Below are 14,946 nucleotides of genomic sequence, written 5' to 3' on the forward strand. Positions count from 1 at the left end.
ATCGTAACACCGCGCCTGCCGTCCCCAGCAGAGACACGAGCGGCCCAGCACCAACGGGTACCGGGCCGCATATCGTGGTGGCCGTCAGGGCCGCACACAACGAGGTTACGTGCGCACGCGCTTCTCACGCACACGCATATTCAACACGATGGGAGACCCCTCAAAACCGTAGATCTCACGCAGACGGCGCTGCACGTAGCGGCGGTATCCCGGGTCCAAGAATCCCGTCGTAAACAGCACGAATGTGGGCGGACGCGACGCGGCCTGCGTACCAAAGAGGATACGCGGCTGCTTACCGCCACGCACGGGGTGCGGATGCGCCTGGGTGAGCTCTGCCAGGAAGGCATTAAACTTGCCGGTGGGGATGCGCGTATCCCACGACTCCAACGCCTTCTCTAGCGCGGGCACCAACTTCTCCAGGTGACGACCCGTCGTGGCAGAGATGTTGACGCGCGGAGCCCAGGCCACGTGCGCCAGATCCTGCTCAATCTCGCGCTCCAGGTAGCGGCGACGTTCGTCATCCAGCAGATCCCACTTATTGAAGGCCAGCACGAGCGCGCGGCCCGATTCGAGTACCAGATCGATGATGCGCACATCCTGCTCGCTGATCGGCTGAGACACGTCCAGAAGCACAACGGCCACCTCGGCCTTTTCGAGCGCGGTGCTCGTGCGCAACGAAGCGTAAAAGTCAGCCCCCTGGGCCATGTGTACGCGGCGACGGATACCGGCTGTATCCACAAAGGTCCAGACCTTGCCACCCAACTCCACCTGCTCATCAACCGGGTCGCGCGTAGTACCAGCGAGATCGTTGACCACCACGCGCTCCTCGCCTGCAGCTTTGTTCAGCAGACTCGACTTGCCCACATTGGGGCGACCCAGAATAGCCACCCGACGGGGGCCCCCCACCTGGCGCTTGGCCACAGCAGATTCAGCGGGCAGCTTCGACAGGATCAGATCGAGCAGATCCGCCACGCCACGCCCATGCAGGGCGGAGACGGGATACGGCTCACCTAGGCCCAACGACCACAGTGAAGCGGCCTCCGCCTCCTGCCGCACATCATCCACTTTGTTCGCCACGAGGAAGACCGGCTTGTTGGTCTTCCGAAGCATCTTCACAACCTGCTCGTCGGTCGCGGTCGCCCCCACACGGGAGTCAACCACGAACATCACGGCGTCACACAGGTCAATGGCCACCTCGGCCTGGGCGGCAACGGCGGCGTCAATGCCCTTGGCATCCGGTTCCCAGCCACCCGTGTCCACAATGCTGAACGGCCGCCCACCCCACTCCGCTTGATAGGTCACCCGGTCTCGGGTCACACCCGGCACATCCTCCACGACGGCCTCGCGGCGGCCCAGGATGCGGTTCACGAGCGCCGACTTGCCCACATTGGGTCGGCCGACAATCGCCACGACCGGCAAAGCGGGCAGGTAAATCACGGCGTCAGGGTCGGCCTCCTGCGCCTCCAGGAGGGTGATGTCGGCCTCATCCAGATCGTAGTCGCTCAGGCTCGCGCGGAGGGAGCGGGCGCGCTGCTCAGCCTCCTCGTCGGCCAGCGCCGCAAGCCGCTCGTCGAGCCCGGGCTCATCCTCAACGGAATCGTCAAAGCCGCCCGTAGCGGTGGTGTCGTTCGTCATGCTTGCTCCTTTTCCGTGGCGGCCCGGATCACGTTGATCACGGCTTCCACGGTTTCGTCAAAGTTCAGGGATGTTGAGTCAATGGTCACGACGCCCTCGGCCGCATTCATGAAATCGACCACCTGCGAGTCCGCAGCATCGCGTGCACGGATCTGATCGCCCGTTGCCTCCGCCGTGACCCGCACGGCAGTATCGCTCAGCTCGAGGCTGCGGCGGGCCGCGCGCACCGCCTCGTCGGCCGTCAGTAGGATGCGCACCGGGGCATCCGGCACCACAACAGTTGTAATATCGCGCCCCTCAATCACCACACCCGGCACATAGGTATCCGCCACGATACTGCGGAACAGCGTGTTCAGATGTTCGCGCACGTGCGGCACGCGGGCCACGGCACTCACCGAGGCGCTGATCTCGGGTTGCCGAATAGCGTCGGTGACGTCCTCGCCGTTGACCGTGACAACCACCACATCAGGGTCGAGGCCAATCGTGTAGTCGAAGGTAGGGAGGATGCCCTCAACAGCATCGACGTCCTCACGATCAATACCCGAGCCGTTGACGAGCCAAGCGAGCGCACGGTACGCAGCCCCCGTGTCGAGGTAACCGAAGCCAAGGACGCGGGCAACGGCCCTGCTCACACTCGATTTTCCACTCCCGGCGGGGCCGTCAATCGCGACGACCGTGGGCTCGGAGTTGTTGTCTGTGGTCATAGTCCGGCGATCCTCCATCCGCGAGCCACGAGGTCGTCGATGGCGCGCTGCTTCACCTCGGGCACCACGGCGATCTCGGCAAAGCCGATCTGTGCGCCGGGAGAGTGCTCCAGCCTAAGGTCTTCCATATTGACCCCGATCTCGCCGAGCTCGGTGAGCAGGCGACCCAACGCGCCGGGGGTGTCATCCACCATAACGGTGAGGGTCACAAAACGTCGATTCTGCCCGTGCTTACCGGGCAGACGGGCCACCCCGGCGTTCCCCGCGGCGATAGCGTCGGCAATAGCCCGGCGCGTACCAGGCGTCGCCTCCCCCTCGCTGTTGATCGAGGTCAGAGCCGCCACGACCGTGTCCAGATCACGGCTCAGATCACGCAGCACCTCCACCACGGGTTCGGCGTTAGCGCGTAGGATCTGCAACCAGAGCGACGGGTCGCTTGACGCGATGCGGGTGGTATCGCGCACGCCCTGACCGGCGAGCGCCACCGCGATCTCGGGGGCGTCAATCAGGCGGGCGGCCAGGAGGCTGGCGACCACCTGGGGAACGTGCGAGACGAGGGCCACCGAGCGGTCGTGCTCCTCGGGGGTCATCTCCAGGGGGGTGCTACCCAGGTCGAGGGCGAGGTCCTCCACCAGACCGAGCGCCCAGCCGGGCGTCTCCGCGTCACGGCAGATCACCCAGGGCCGACCGTAGAACAGGTCGGCGCGGGCCGAGATTGCGCCGCCGCGCTCCCGACCCGAGAGCGGGTGCGAGCCGATGTAACGGGTCAGGTCAACACCGCGACGCTGCAACGCGAGAAACGGCTCCAGCTTGACGCTGGCCACGTCGGTGACCACGGCATCCGGATGCGCGGCAAGTTCCCGCTCAATGAGGGGGGCCGTCACATCCGGCGGTACGCACACCACCACAAGAACGGGCGCATCACCCACGGCCGCACGGCGGCCCGCACCGTAGTCGATTGCGAGGTCGAGGGCCGACGGCGAGGCGTCGTCCAGGATCACGTCAACCCCGTGCGCGCACAGGGCCAAGCCGATGCTCGCACCGAGCAGGCCGGCACCCACAACGCGCACCGGGCCCGCGAGCCGTGCCGATCGTTCGGGTTCGTTCACCGTGAATACTCTTTCGTGCCGCGGGGTGCGCGGCGGCCGTTTAGGACGTGTGGGGTGAGGCAGATGCGTCGGGTGAGGCAGATGCCCGCACGAGCGTGAGCAATTCGCCTCGTTCTACTTTAGTCAACTCCCGCACCGCACCGGAACGCAGGGTGCCCAGGGTAAGCGGACCAAACTGCCGACGCACCAGGTCAACAACCGGATGCCCCACCTCAGCCATCATTCGGCGCACGATACGATTACGTCCCGAGTGCAGGGTCACCTCCACGAGGGAGTGCTCGGCACTCTCGCCGCTGTTTAACAGGCGGGCTCGGTCAGCGGCGATGGGCCCGTCGTCGAGCGTAATGCCCGCGCGGAGCTTCGCAATTGTCTGCGGAGTGACTTGACCGCGTACCTTCGCAATGTAGGTTTTGGCCACACCAAATGAGGGATGCGAAAGCACGTGAGCGACATCACCGTCGTTGGTGAGAACAAGCAGCCCGGAGGTCTCGTAATCGAGTCGGCCCACGTTAAAGAGCCGCTCCTCAAACTGATCGGTAAACTCGCGCAGATCGCGTCGTCCCGCCTCATCACTCATGGTGCTCACCACACCGCGCGGCTTATTCAGCATGTAGTACCGCTTCGACACGTCCAGCTGTACAGCCCGACCATCGACCGACACCCGGTCGGTCTCGGGGTTGACCCGGCTACCCATCTCGCGCACCACACTGCCGTTGACCCGAACCCGACCCTCGGCGATCAAGTCTTCCGAGGCGCGTCGGGAGGCCACCCCCGCCGCGGCCAGCGCTTTGTGCAGACGCACCTCGCCCCTGTTATTGCCGGATATTGCGCCCCAGGGCGCGTCGTTATATGACACCGTCGAATCCTTCCGTGCCGTCGTCGAGTAGTGGGGAGATCGGGGGAAGCTCCTCAATGGAGTTGATCCCCAGCTGAGTGAGCAACAGGTCGGTGGTGCCATACGCGATCGCGCCGGTCTCGCTATCGGTGGAGACCTCCGTGATGAGTCCGCGGCCCAGAAGCGTGCGCACCACCGAGTCCACGTTCACCGCGCGGATCGACGCAATGGCACCCCGTGAAATGGGCTGACGGTAGGCAATTACGGCGAGGGTTTCGAGGGCCGCCTGGGAGAGCTTGCTGGGATTGTTGGTGTGCACAAACTCCCGCACCACCTCGTCGTAGTCGGCGCGCACGTAGAGTCGCCAACCGCCGCCCACCTCCCGCAGCTCGAAGCCACGGCGCACTCCCCCCTCCGCCTCGCCATCGTAGTCGACCACCAGCCGGGCGAGGGCCTTGCGGATGTGGGCCACAGGAGTGTCGAGCGCGGTGCCCAGGCTCACAGGGCTCTGTGGCTCGTCGGCCACGAGCAGGATGGCCTCAACCGCCCGATCCAGATCAACCGTCATAGTCGGCCCCCAGGTTCGCGAGATCGTCATCGGACCAGTCGCTGTCTGTCCACCGCAGGATCAACTCACCGAGCGGCTCTACCTGCTCAAACGAGAGGGATGCGTGGCGATACAGCTCCAGCACCGCAAGGAAACGCGCGACAACAACGCCCTGCTCTTCAACGCCAGCGATCAACTGACGGAAGCTCACGGGATCCCCCGGACGCAGGATACTCACCACATGGGCCGCCTGCTCCCGGATACTCACGAGCGGTGCGTGCAGATGAGACAGCCCCACCGTGGGAATCTCGCGCGGCGTCAGGGCGAGGGCAGCGAGCGCGGCGAAGTCACCCAGACTCAGCGTCCAGACGAGCTCGGGGGTGCGCTGCCGGTACTTCTCCTCCAGCCGCACCTGACGACTGTGCCGGGTTGACTCGGCGGTCAGCTGCTCGCTAAACCAGCCCGAGGCCACCTTAAACGCGCGATATTGCAGGAGGCGAGCGAAGAGGAGATCGCGGGCCTCCAGCAGGGCGACGTCCTCCGCATCGACAACCTCACCCTGGGGAAGCAGACTCGCGATCTTCAGATCGAGCAGGGTTGCCGCCACCACAAGAAATTCGGAGGCCCGATCCAGTTCGTCAATCGAGTTGAGTTCACGGAGGTAGGCGATAAACTCATCGGTCACCACGCTCAGCGACACCTCAGTGATGTCCATCTCGTGTTTACCGATCAGGCTCAGCAGGAGGTCGAAGGGGCCCTCAAAGTTGTTGAGGGAGACGCGGAAGGTGCCCTCCTCCGCCTCGGCGGCGGTCTCACCGCCGACGCCCGCGTCGGCGGTGCTGGCGACGCTCATCGCTCTCACCTAGGCGACGGCACCGCGGGCCACAAGCTCCCGGGCGAGCTGGAGATAGGCCTTGGCCGCAGCGTGATCGGGCGCGAAGGTGGTGATGGGCTGGGCCGCGACGCTGGCGTCCGGAAACTTAACCGTGCGCCCAATGACCGTCTCCAGGGCCTCGGTACCAAAAGCGTCAACCACTCGTTCCAACACCTCTCGGGAGTGCAGGGTACGCGAGTCATACATGGTCGCAACGATGCCGTCGAGGGTAATGACCGGATTCAGGCGATCACGGATTTTCTCGACCGTCTCTATCAGCATGGCCACACCGCGCAGAGCGAAGTACTCACAGGCAAGCGGAATCAGCACGCCGTGGCTGGCCGTGAGCGCGTTCACCGTGAGCAGGCCGAGCGAGGGCTGACAGTCGATCAGGATCACATCGTAGTCTTCACTCACCCGACGCAACACGCTCGCCAGGATCTGCTCGCGGGCCACCTCATTGATGAGGTGCACCTCGGCGGCCGAGAGGTCGATGTTGGCGGGGATGACGTCGAGACCTTCAACCTCCGTGTGCTGGATCGCCTCGCGCGGGTCCTGAACGTGCCCCAGCAACAGGTCGTAGATGGTGGGCACATCGTGGCTCTGCACGCCCAGCCCGGCAGAAAGGGCACCCTGTGGGTCAAAGTCGATGGCGAGTACACGGCGACCGTACGCGGCGAGCGCCGCGCTCAGGTTGATCGTGGTGGTGGTCTTGCCCACACCACCTTTCTGATTGCACAGCGAGATAATGCGGGCAGGGCCGTGGGCGTCGAGCGGCTCAGGTACCGGAAAATCGGTGAGGGGTCGCCCGGTTGGACCCGTGACCGCCCCGCCTGTGCTCTGCTCTGGTGTTGACACCGACGCCCGCTTTCCATTTTCTCGACGACAAATTCTGGTCAATACTACCGCGGCAGCCGCCATATTCCGGGGCGGCACCAGCATCCGGGCCACATTACTCGCCAGTTTCATCCCGCTCAATGTCGATGCCTTTTGCTACAGACAGATAAATCCCCGGCTGCTAGCGTGGACGTGTGATGCTGGCGCAGAGTTCACCCGCCCCCGCAGCCACCCCGTCGGGGCCTGCCACTGAGCGGCGCGCCCTGGTTGAGTCGATGGCTATCGCGCTCGGCGTGGCCGTGATCGCCGTCGCCTGGGGGCTTCTTTCGGGGGCGAGAATTGTGCTCTTTGACGGCGTCTACGTGCTACTCGGCATCGTCTTGTCGTGGTCATCTCTTCTCGTATCGCGCACGGTGCAGGCCGGGGCAACCACGCGCTTCCCGTTCGGTCGCGAAAGCCTCACCCCTTTTGCCATCGCCGGGCAGGGGCTTGCCCTCCTCGGCACGCTGATCTACGCGGCGACGGATGCCGTTATTCTGATTCGCGACGGCGGGAGCGACGTCGCCCCCGCGGCCGTTGCGGGCTACGGGCTCCTCACCGCTCTCGTCGGGATCGTGGCCGCCTGGCGGCTCCCCCGCGTGGCTCCCGGCTCGGAACTGATCGTGGCTGAGGCCGCACAGTGGCGAGCCGGGGCGGCCCTCAGCGTCGTCATGGTGCTGGGGGCCGGGGCAGCCCTCCTGCTCGACCGCACAGACCTACGCAGTGTGGTGCAGTATGTTGATCCGGTACTCGTACTGATGGCGTGCGCGCTGCTCGCACCCATGCCCATCCGGTTGCTACGTTCAGGGTTTAACGAGCTACTGGAGGCCGCGCCGCCGGCAAAAATTCAGGAGTCCGTCGGCGCGATCATCGAGGCGGTCCGCGCCGAAAATAATCTGGACTCACCCATCGTGCGGATGCACAAGGTAGGCCGCCGCCTCTACCTGGAGGTGGACTTTGTGGTCCAGCCCGGTCGCTGGGATGTCGCTGACGAAGACCACATTCGCCACGCCATCATCAACCGGGTGGCACCCCTCGGCTTCGATCTGTGGGCCAATGTGGAACTCACGACCGACCCCACCCTCACTCAGTAGTTTTCACACGCTCTACCGCGCCCGCGGATGTGCCGTCACGTACATTTCCCGGAGGGTATCCGCGGTCACCAGAGTGTAAATCTGTGTGGTGACGACCGAAGAGTGGCCGAGGAGTTCCTGCACCGAACGCACATCCGCCCCACCCTGCAGCAGATGCGTCGCACAGGAGTGCCGGAAGGTGTGCGGCGAGATATCAAGCCCCAGCTCGGCCTTCTCGGCCGCTGCCTGGATAATCAACCAGACGCTCTGTCGGCTGAGCGGCGCGCCCCGCACGCCCAGAAAAAGCGCGGGGGTACCGCGGCCGCGCTGCGCCAGCACGGGCCGGGCCCGCACCAGATATGCATCGAGCGCATCCCGCGCGTAACTACCGTAGGGCACGATACGCTGTTTATTCCCCTTGCCGAGAACGCGTAGCAGGTTCTGCTCGGGCACCACATCGTCCACGCTCAGCCCCGTGATCTCGGACACCCGGGCACCCGTCGCATACAGCAATTCCAGGATGGCTCGGTCACGCACATCGACCGGCTCGTCACCCGTCACCGCCCCGAGCAGCGTGCTCATCTGCTCGATCGTGATGGCTTTGGGCAGGCGGCGGCCTCGCTTGGGCGGTCGCACCTCGCGCGCGACGTCCTCGGCCAGCATCCCCTCGGCGTGCAGGTACCGGTGCAGCCCGCGCACCGATGACAAGATACGCGCGATGGAGGCCGTACTCAGCGGCTCCTGTCGGGTCGCGAGTGCCCCGACAAAGTCGGACACGTCGCTCTCGGTTACCGCCGAGAACTCCGTGATACCGCGCGTACCGCACCACTCCCGGTACAGCACCAGGTCACGACGGTAGGCGGCGACCGTGTTGGCCGACAGTCCCCGTTCAAAAGAAACGTGGCGTAGAAACCCCTCAATCGCGCGCGCGCTGCGCTCAGGCTCAGGGGCCGGTTGAGTCACGACCGCGTGCCCCGCACCCACTCGCGGCGCTCCCACAGCGCATCGGCCGGGGCCAGGGTGGACCAGCCTCGGCTGCGCGCCGCCTGGGCGGTGAGCGCACCGACGACAACCGCCGGATTCTGCACTCGGCGCTCCAGCACCGCGGTCACAACTTCGTCGAGGGGTACCCAGGCACGTCGAATGTCGGCTTCCTCACCGGTGCGGGCGAAGACCTCGTCCGCGTCGCTCAGTCCCCGAGCCAGGTAGATCCGCATCGCTTCGGTGCTGCCACCCGGCGTCATCACAAAGTCGGAGAGTACCGCCCACTCGGTAGCCACCAGGTCGGCCTCCTCCGCCAGCTCGCGCTGCGCCCCCGCGAGCGGGCTTTCACCCGCGACATCCATCAGACCGGCGGGAATCTCCCAGTCTCGGGCGGCAATGGGGTGCCGGTACTGCTGGATCAGCAGCATTCGCTCTGCGTCGTCGAGGGCAAGCACGGCGACGGCCCCGGTGTGGTCGGTGTACTCTCGCTTGAGCGTCCCGTCGCCGTAGGCAAAGGTATCGCGCCGAACGTCCCATACTCGGCCGGTGAAGACGATCTCGCTCGACTCCACCTCAATCTCGGGAGTGGCTACATCGTACAGTTCGCTCCCCGCAAGGGCCGGGCGTTCGGCGGCCACGCTACGCGTCCTCGGTTTTGACCTCGAAGAGACGACTGGCCTGCTGGCGTTCCAGGGCGGCTTTGACCAGCCCGGCAAACAGCGGGTGGGGGCGGCCCGGGCGTGAGCGCAACTCCGGGTGGGCCTGCGTGGCCACGTAGAACGGGTGCTCCGCGCGGTCCAGCTCCACATACTCCACGAGGCTGTCGTCGGGGCTCGTTCCCGAGAAGATGAGCCCGGCATCGGAGATCCGCTGACGGTAGCTGTTGTTCACCTCGTAGCGGTGGCGGTGGCGCTCCTCGCTCGTGGGCGCGCCGTAGAGCTCAGCCACAATCGAGCCGGGCGTGAGCGCGGCCGTGTACAGTCCGAGACGCATGGTGCCGCCCAGGTCGCCGCCCTCCAGGATGCTCACCTGCTCAGCCATCGTAGCGATCACCGGATACTCGGTGTCCGGGTCAAACTCGGTCGAGGAGGCCCCGGGCAGTCCGGCACGATTGCGGGCATACTCGATCACCATGCACTGCAGTCCGAGGCAGAGCCCGAGCACCGGGATACCGTTCTCCCTGGCGAAGCGCAGCGCACCCAGCTTGCCCTCAATGCCGCGGATGCCAAACCCGCCGGGGACGCAGATACCGTCCACCTCGGCGAGCGCAGCGGCGGCACCATCCTCGGTCTCGCAGCCGTCCGAGGGAATCCAACGGATGGACACTTTAGCCCCGTGCGCAAAGCCACCGGCTTTGAGGGCCTCGGTTACCGACAGATACGCGTCGGGCAGGTCAATGTATTTGCCCACCAGCCCAATTGTGAGTTCATGTTTGGGGTTGTGCACCGCGTCAAGCACCGGCTGCCAACCCGACCAGTCCACCTCTGTGGCGGCAAGGCCAAGGCGCTCGATGATGTAGCCGTCAAGGTTCTGGTCGTGCAGCATCACGGGGATGTCGTAGATGCTGGGCACGTCAACCGCGTTCACAACGGCGTCCGAATCCACATCACACATGAGTGCAATCTTGCGCTTATTCGAGTCGGTTACGGGCCGGTCACTGCGCAGCACGATAGCGTCCGGCTGGATACCGATGGAGCGCAGCGCCGCCACCGAGTGCTGGGTGGGCTTGGTCTTCTGCTCGCCCGAGGCCCCCATGTAGGGCACGAGCGAGACGTGCACGAAGAACACGTTCTTGCGGCCCAACTCGTGTCGCAGTTGGCGCGCGGATTCGAGGAACGGCTGCGACTCAATATCGCCGACGGTACCGCCGATCTCGGTGATAATCACGTCGGGTCTCGGGTCGAGTTCGGCCTGGGCGCGCATCCGACGTTTGATCTCGTCCGAGATATGGGGGATGACCTGCACCGTGTCGCCAAGGTACTCACCGCGCCGCTCGTGGGCGATCACCGTTGAGTAAATCTGACCGGTCGTCACGTTGGCCGCCTGGTTGAGATTGATGTCGAGGAAGCGCTCGTAGTGACCGATGTCCAGGTCGGTCTCCGCGCCGTCGTCGGTCACGAAGACCTCGCCGTGCTGGAACGGGTTCATCGTTCCGGGGTCAACGTTGAGATAGGGATCCAGCTTTTGCATGACGACGCGGAGCCCGCGCGCGGTCAACAAGTTGCCGAGACTCGCCGCAGTGAGCCCCTTCCCCAAAGAAGAAACGACACCGCCAGTCACAAAAATGTGCTTAGCAATGCCGTTTGACGTACCCGAGTTTTTATTATCCACCACGGGCTTCAATCCTAACAGCTTCCGAGGCTCAGCGGCAGCAACAACCCCACATCACGAACAAATACGTCTCCCGATTACTGGGTCTCGCTCTCCTCATCGCTCATTTTGCGCGGGAATCACGACCTGCTTCACGATCATGAGCAGAGCAGCGGTGACCGGTATCGCGATGAGCGCACCGAGCAGCCCGAGCAGTGTACCTCCGGCGAGCGCGCCGATCACCACGAGTGAACCGGGTACCGATACCACCCGATTCATAATGCGCGGGGTGAGCAGGTAGGCCTCCAACTGCATGTAGATCACATAGTAGATACCGATCGCGAGGGCGGTGGCTGGCGAGTTGAACAGACCGATCACCACAACCAGCACCGTGGCCAGCACAGAGCCGATGAGCGGGATGAGCGCCAGCAGGAACACCACAACGGCCACCACCCCGGCAAATGGCACTCCGCACACGGTCATGGCGATGAAGCCTAGCCCGGCGTTCAGCAGGGCCAACACCACCATCCCGTTGACGTAGCCGCCGATAGAGGTGGTCACCTGCTCGGTGATGTCGATCACTCGGTAACGGGCGGACCGGGGGGCGAGCGCGTAGGCACCCTCTTTCATCCGACTGAGTGAAGCGAGAAAGTACAGGCTGAGGATAAGCACCACAATTGTGGCGGTGACCCCGTTGGCCACGCCAATACCGGCCTGCCAGATACCACCGGCCAGGTTGGTCCAGTTCTTCGGGGTCCCGATAAAGGTCATTCCCAGATCGAGCAGGCGGTCGAGGTCAACCGCCGAGCCGACACGGCTGTTGAGGTCGAGGAACCACTCCTGGTTCTGGATATCCGTCAAATACCGAGGGGCGAGCCGCAGGAACTCTCCCACCTGCGTGGCCAGCAGTGGCACAATCAGCGCGAGCAGGCCCACCACGATCAATGCAAACCCGCCAAAGACCACCCCGATTGCCGTCGGGCGACTCATCGAGCGCCTCTCCAACCAGCGCACAATAGGGTCAAGACCCAGAGCAACAAAAAGCGCGGCGACCACGTAGAGGATGATCGTCGAGAGCTGTCCAATGGCCCCGCCCACGACGATCGCGAGCAACCCGCCGAGGGTGATGGTGAAGCCGAGGGCAAACGGCGAGCGCACCGTCATCTCGTGCACGGGACCCCGACGACCACGGGGCTCGCCGCGGTCATCGGGTGGGGCACCAACAGGGCCACCGCCGAGGTCCTCCGTTTCAGCCGTGGCGACCGGGACGGGTGAGGCGGTGCGACGTCGCACGAGTCGAAAGATCATGCGCTGACAGTAACCCGGTTCGCGGGCCGAGCGGGGGAACAACCGCGCGTGTCCGGTGAACCTTCCTGTGCCTACATAGCGGAACGGTCAAGTAGCTCCCGGGCATGGCTGAGCGCATTCTCGGAGTCGGCCAGCCCCGAGAGCAGCCGGGCGATTTCACTCACCCGCTCATCGCCACCCAGCGAGCGCACGCTGCTTTCGGTGTACCCACCGCTTCTGTCCTTCACCACCTGGAGATGGTTATCGGCAAACGCCGCGACCTGCGCCAGATGAGTCACAACGATCACCTGCGAGGTTCGGGCCAGACGAGCCAGACGCCGACCGATCTCGATGGCGGAGGCCCCACCCACCCCGGCATCGACCTCGTCAAAGACAAACGTGGGGACCGGGTCGGTGGCTGCCACGACAACCTCGATTGCGAGCATCACCCGGGACAGTTCGCCCCCGGATGCTCCTTTGGCGAGCGGCCTCGGGTCGCTACCAGAATGCGGTCGCAGCAGGATGGTGACCTCGTCGGCACCGTGGGGGCCCGGCTCAGCGAGCGGGGTGATCGCCACCACAAGCTGTGCGTCAGGCATCGCCAGAGCGGACAGTTCGGCGGTGACCGCCGTCGCGAGCGCCAGACCCGCGGTCGTGCGGAGCTCGGTCACCCGGGCCGCACACTCGCTGCCCATAGCTGCCTCCGCCGCGATCAGACCACCCAATTGCGCAATCCGTTCGTCATCACCGTCAAGCTCCAGCAAGCGCTGTTCTGCCGTCTCGGCGAGGTTTAGCACGTCGGCAAGCTCGGGGCCATATTTGCGTGTTAGCGCGGATAGTGCGGCGCGGCGCTGCTGGATGAGTTCTAGGTCACGCGCGCTGTCCTCCGCTTTCTCGCCCAGGTAACGTGAGAGCTCAGCGACCGCGTCGTTAAGCAAGAAACCCATGCTCGTAATCGTCTCAAGGGTCGGAGCCAAGACCGGATCGTATACGGATGCCCGCTCCAGCTCGCGCTTGGCCTGGTCAAGTAGGCCGCGCACATCCGCCCCCACCGACTCGGGCGACTGACTCGATAGGGCCTCACGTGCGGCATCCGTCGCCGCGCGGATGGCCTCGCTATTGGTCAGCACCTCGGCCTGGGCCGCGAGTTCGTCATCTTCGCCGGGCACGGGTGCCACCTCGGCAATGGCGGCGACCGCGGCACGCAGTTCCGCGGCTTCGAGCTGGCGGCGGTCATGTTCCTCGGTCAGGAGGGTGAGCTCACTCCGAAGGCTCTTGAGCCGCCGATAGGAGGCCTGGTAGTCCGCCAGCGCGAGCGCCAGCGGGCCACCCGCGTATCGGTCAACAACATCGCGCTGGGCAGCCACCGAGCGCAACCGCTGCTGATCGGATTGACCGTGCACCACCACAAGCTCTGCGGCCAGACCGGAGAGCAGGGATGCCGGTGCAGCGCTCCCCCCCACGGTCGCGCGGCTGCGGCCCTCGCTCGACACCGAGCGGCTGAGGATGAGTTCGCCCTCCTCAACATCTCCGCCGGCCTCCCGCACGCGTTCAGCCACGGACCCATCGTTCGGCACTAACCAACGCCCTTGGGCCCGTGCCTGCTGGGCCCCGGAACGCACCGAACCTGCGTCTGAGCGGGCACCCAGGAGCAGTCCGAGAGCGGTGACTACCATGGTCTTGCCCGCTCCCGTCTCTCCAGTGATCGCCGTGAATCCGGGACCGAGCGGTAGCCGGGCATCCTTGATAACGCCCAGGTCACGTATCGACAGTTCCTCAATCACCTCGTACCGGCCCCCTCCACCCGTCAACGGGAAGGTGGAACTTATTAACGAGCCGGTCGGTAAAGGGCGCGTCAGCGATGCGGGCCAGACGCACCGGAACGTCAGATCGGTGCACCACCACGCGCGCCCCCGGTGGGAGATCCCATGCACGCCGCCCATCGCACCATAGGATTCCGCTGCCCTGGTTACGTTCCAACACCTCAACGGCGAGCGACGAACGGGGGTCAACAACGAGCGGTCGGTTGAATAGAGAGTGCGCGCTGAGCGGCACGAGAAGCAGCGCCGCCACACTCGGCCAGACGATGGGGCCGCCACCCGAGAATGAGTAGGCGGTCGAGCCGGTTGGAGTGGACATCACAACGCCGTCGCAGCCGAAGCTGGAGAGCGGTCGCCCATCGACCTCGATGACAACCTCCAGCATCCGTTCTCGCGAGGCCTTCTCCACGGTGGCTTCGTTGAGCGCCCAAGTCTCATAGACCACGATACCGCCCACCTTCACGAGCACCTGGAGCGCCATCCGTTCCTCCACCCGATACCGGCGTTCCACGATACACGTGACCGTTTTGGCCAGATCATGGCGCTCACTTTCAGCGAGGAAGCCCACATGGCCCAGATTCACTCCGACAATCGGGGCGGATTCGCCACGCAGCATTTCTGCGGCGCGCAGGATGGTTCCGTCTCCACCCAGCACAATAGCAATGTCAATCTCGTTGATCTCGGTGTCTCGGTGTAGGACCGCTACGTTGAGTTCCTCGCCGTGGGCGGCAAGCAGATTGGTGCGTTCGTCATCGGCCATCACCGGGGTGACCCCGGCCTCAATCAGCTGATGGTAGACGGTGAGGGTTGCCTCAACGGCCTCCGGGCGTGCGGTGTGCGACACCAAGAGGATGTGGCGAGGGCCCCCGCTCAAAGCCGCATCGGACACGGT

At 64.9% G+C, this 14,946-nt stretch carries 14 protein-coding genes; 1 reads left to right on the forward strand and 13 read right to left on the reverse strand.

Features of this window, described 5'->3' with window-relative positions; genetic code table 11:
• Positions 1–105: 105 nt before the first annotated feature.
• From der to FB466_RS00350, 7 genes are read right to left on the reverse strand one after another with little or no spacing between them, the layout of a single operon-like run.
• Entirely contained in the window at positions 106–1,635 is a 1,530-nt protein-coding gene (gene der, locus FB466_RS00320; protein WP_141914951.1) for a ribosome biogenesis GTPase Der, read from the reverse strand.
• On the reverse strand, positions 1,632–2,339 hold the full coding sequence (gene cmk / locus FB466_RS00325) for a (d)CMP kinase (RefSeq protein ID WP_141914953.1): 708 nt from the start codon (positions 2,337–2,339) through the stop codon (positions 1,632–1,634). Before cmk ends, der begins: the two co-directional genes overlap by 4 nt.
• Positions 2,336–3,448: a prephenate dehydrogenase gene (locus tag FB466_RS00330; RefSeq protein WP_141914954.1), complete on the reverse strand. Its 1,113-nt coding sequence runs from the start codon at positions 3,446–3,448 to the stop codon at positions 2,336–2,338. The genes cmk and FB466_RS00330 overlap by 4 nt, the downstream gene beginning before the upstream one ends.
• Positions 3,449–3,488: 40 nt before the next feature.
• Positions 3,489–4,304 carry a pseudouridine synthase gene (locus tag FB466_RS00335; RefSeq protein ID WP_246054469.1) on the reverse strand — a complete coding sequence of 272 codons (816 nt, stop codon included), beginning with the start codon at positions 4,302–4,304 and terminating at the stop codon, positions 3,489–3,491.
• The gene (scpB, locus tag FB466_RS00340; protein WP_141914957.1) at positions 4,294–4,881 is read right to left on the reverse strand and encodes an SMC-Scp complex subunit ScpB; all 588 of its coding nucleotides are present in this window, start codon (positions 4,879–4,881) and stop codon (positions 4,294–4,296) included. The genes FB466_RS00335 and scpB overlap by 11 nt, the downstream gene beginning before the upstream one ends.
• Positions 4,841–5,683, reverse strand: a complete 843-nt coding sequence (locus FB466_RS00345; RefSeq protein ID WP_141914959.1) for a segregation and condensation protein A — start codon at positions 5,681–5,683, stop codon at positions 4,841–4,843. Before FB466_RS00345 ends, scpB begins: the two co-directional genes overlap by 41 nt.
• A 9-nt stretch (positions 5,684–5,692) precedes the next feature.
• Positions 5,693–6,562, reverse strand: coding sequence for a ParA family protein (locus FB466_RS00350; protein ID WP_246054470.1), 870 nt, complete (start codon positions 6,560–6,562; stop codon positions 5,693–5,695).
• A gap of 176 nt (positions 6,563–6,738) precedes the next feature.
• On the opposite strand from FB466_RS00350, the gene FB466_RS00355 reads away from it, so the two are divergent.
• Positions 6,739–7,674: a cation diffusion facilitator family transporter gene (locus FB466_RS00355; protein ID WP_246054538.1), complete on the forward strand. Its 936-nt coding sequence runs from the start codon at positions 6,739–6,741 to the stop codon at positions 7,672–7,674.
• Positions 7,675–7,686: 12 nt separating this feature from the next.
• On the opposite strand, the gene xerD is transcribed toward FB466_RS00355, so the two are convergent.
• From xerD to FB466_RS00385, 6 genes are all read right to left on the reverse strand, one after another.
• A complete protein-coding gene (gene xerD, locus FB466_RS00360; RefSeq protein WP_141914963.1) occupies positions 7,687–8,616 on the reverse strand; it encodes a site-specific tyrosine recombinase XerD in 930 nt (309 codons plus the stop codon).
• Positions 8,613–9,275 (reverse strand): NUDIX domain-containing protein, encoded by a 663-nt coding sequence (locus FB466_RS00365; protein WP_141914965.1) that lies wholly within the window; start codon positions 9,273–9,275, stop codon positions 8,613–8,615. The genes xerD and FB466_RS00365 overlap by 4 nt, the downstream gene beginning before the upstream one ends.
• Position 9,276: 1 nt before the next feature.
• Positions 9,277–10,971: a CTP synthase gene (locus tag FB466_RS00370; protein ID WP_281285145.1), complete on the reverse strand. Its 1,695-nt coding sequence runs from the start codon at positions 10,969–10,971 to the stop codon at positions 9,277–9,279.
• 93 nt (positions 10,972–11,064) lie between these two features.
• Positions 11,065–12,255, reverse strand: coding sequence for an AI-2E family transporter (locus tag FB466_RS00375; protein WP_141914967.1), 1,191 nt, complete (start codon positions 12,253–12,255; stop codon positions 11,065–11,067).
• A gap of 71 nt (positions 12,256–12,326) precedes the next feature.
• On the reverse strand, positions 12,327–14,018 hold the full coding sequence (recN, locus tag FB466_RS00380) for a DNA repair protein RecN (RefSeq protein WP_141914968.1): 1,692 nt from the start codon (positions 14,016–14,018) through the stop codon (positions 12,327–12,329).
• Positions 14,011–14,928, reverse strand: coding sequence for an NAD kinase (locus tag FB466_RS00385; protein ID WP_141916700.1), 918 nt, complete (start codon positions 14,926–14,928; stop codon positions 14,011–14,013). The genes recN and FB466_RS00385 overlap by 8 nt, the downstream gene beginning before the upstream one ends.
• Between the last annotated feature and the right edge of the window lie 18 nt (positions 14,929–14,946).

The sequence above is a fragment of the Klugiella xanthotipulae genome (assembly GCF_006716695.1).
GTDB lineage: Bacteria > Actinomycetota > Actinomycetes > Actinomycetales > Microbacteriaceae > Klugiella > Klugiella xanthotipulae.

Coding starts and splice junctions, on each gene's coding strand:
- der (WP_141914951.1), bottom strand. CDS start 1,635: ATGACGAACGACACCACCGCTACGGGCGGCTTTGACGATTCCGTTGAG.
- cmk (WP_141914953.1), bottom strand. CDS start 2,339: ATGACCACAGACAACAACTCCGAGCCCACGGTCGTCGCGATTGACGGC.
- scpB (WP_141914957.1), bottom strand. CDS start 4,881: ATGACGATCTCGCGAACCTGGGGGCCGACTATGACGGTTGATCTGGAT.
- FB466_RS00345 (WP_141914959.1), bottom strand. CDS start 5,683: ATGAGCGTCGCCAGCACCGCCGACGCGGGCGTCGGCGGTGAGACCGCC.
- FB466_RS00355 (WP_246054538.1), top strand. CDS start 6,739: ATGCTGGCGCAGAGTTCACCCGCCCCCGCAGCCACCCCGTCGGGGCCT.
- FB466_RS00375 (WP_141914967.1), bottom strand. CDS start 12,255: ATGATCTTTCGACTCGTGCGACGTCGCACCGCCTCACCCGTCCCGGTC.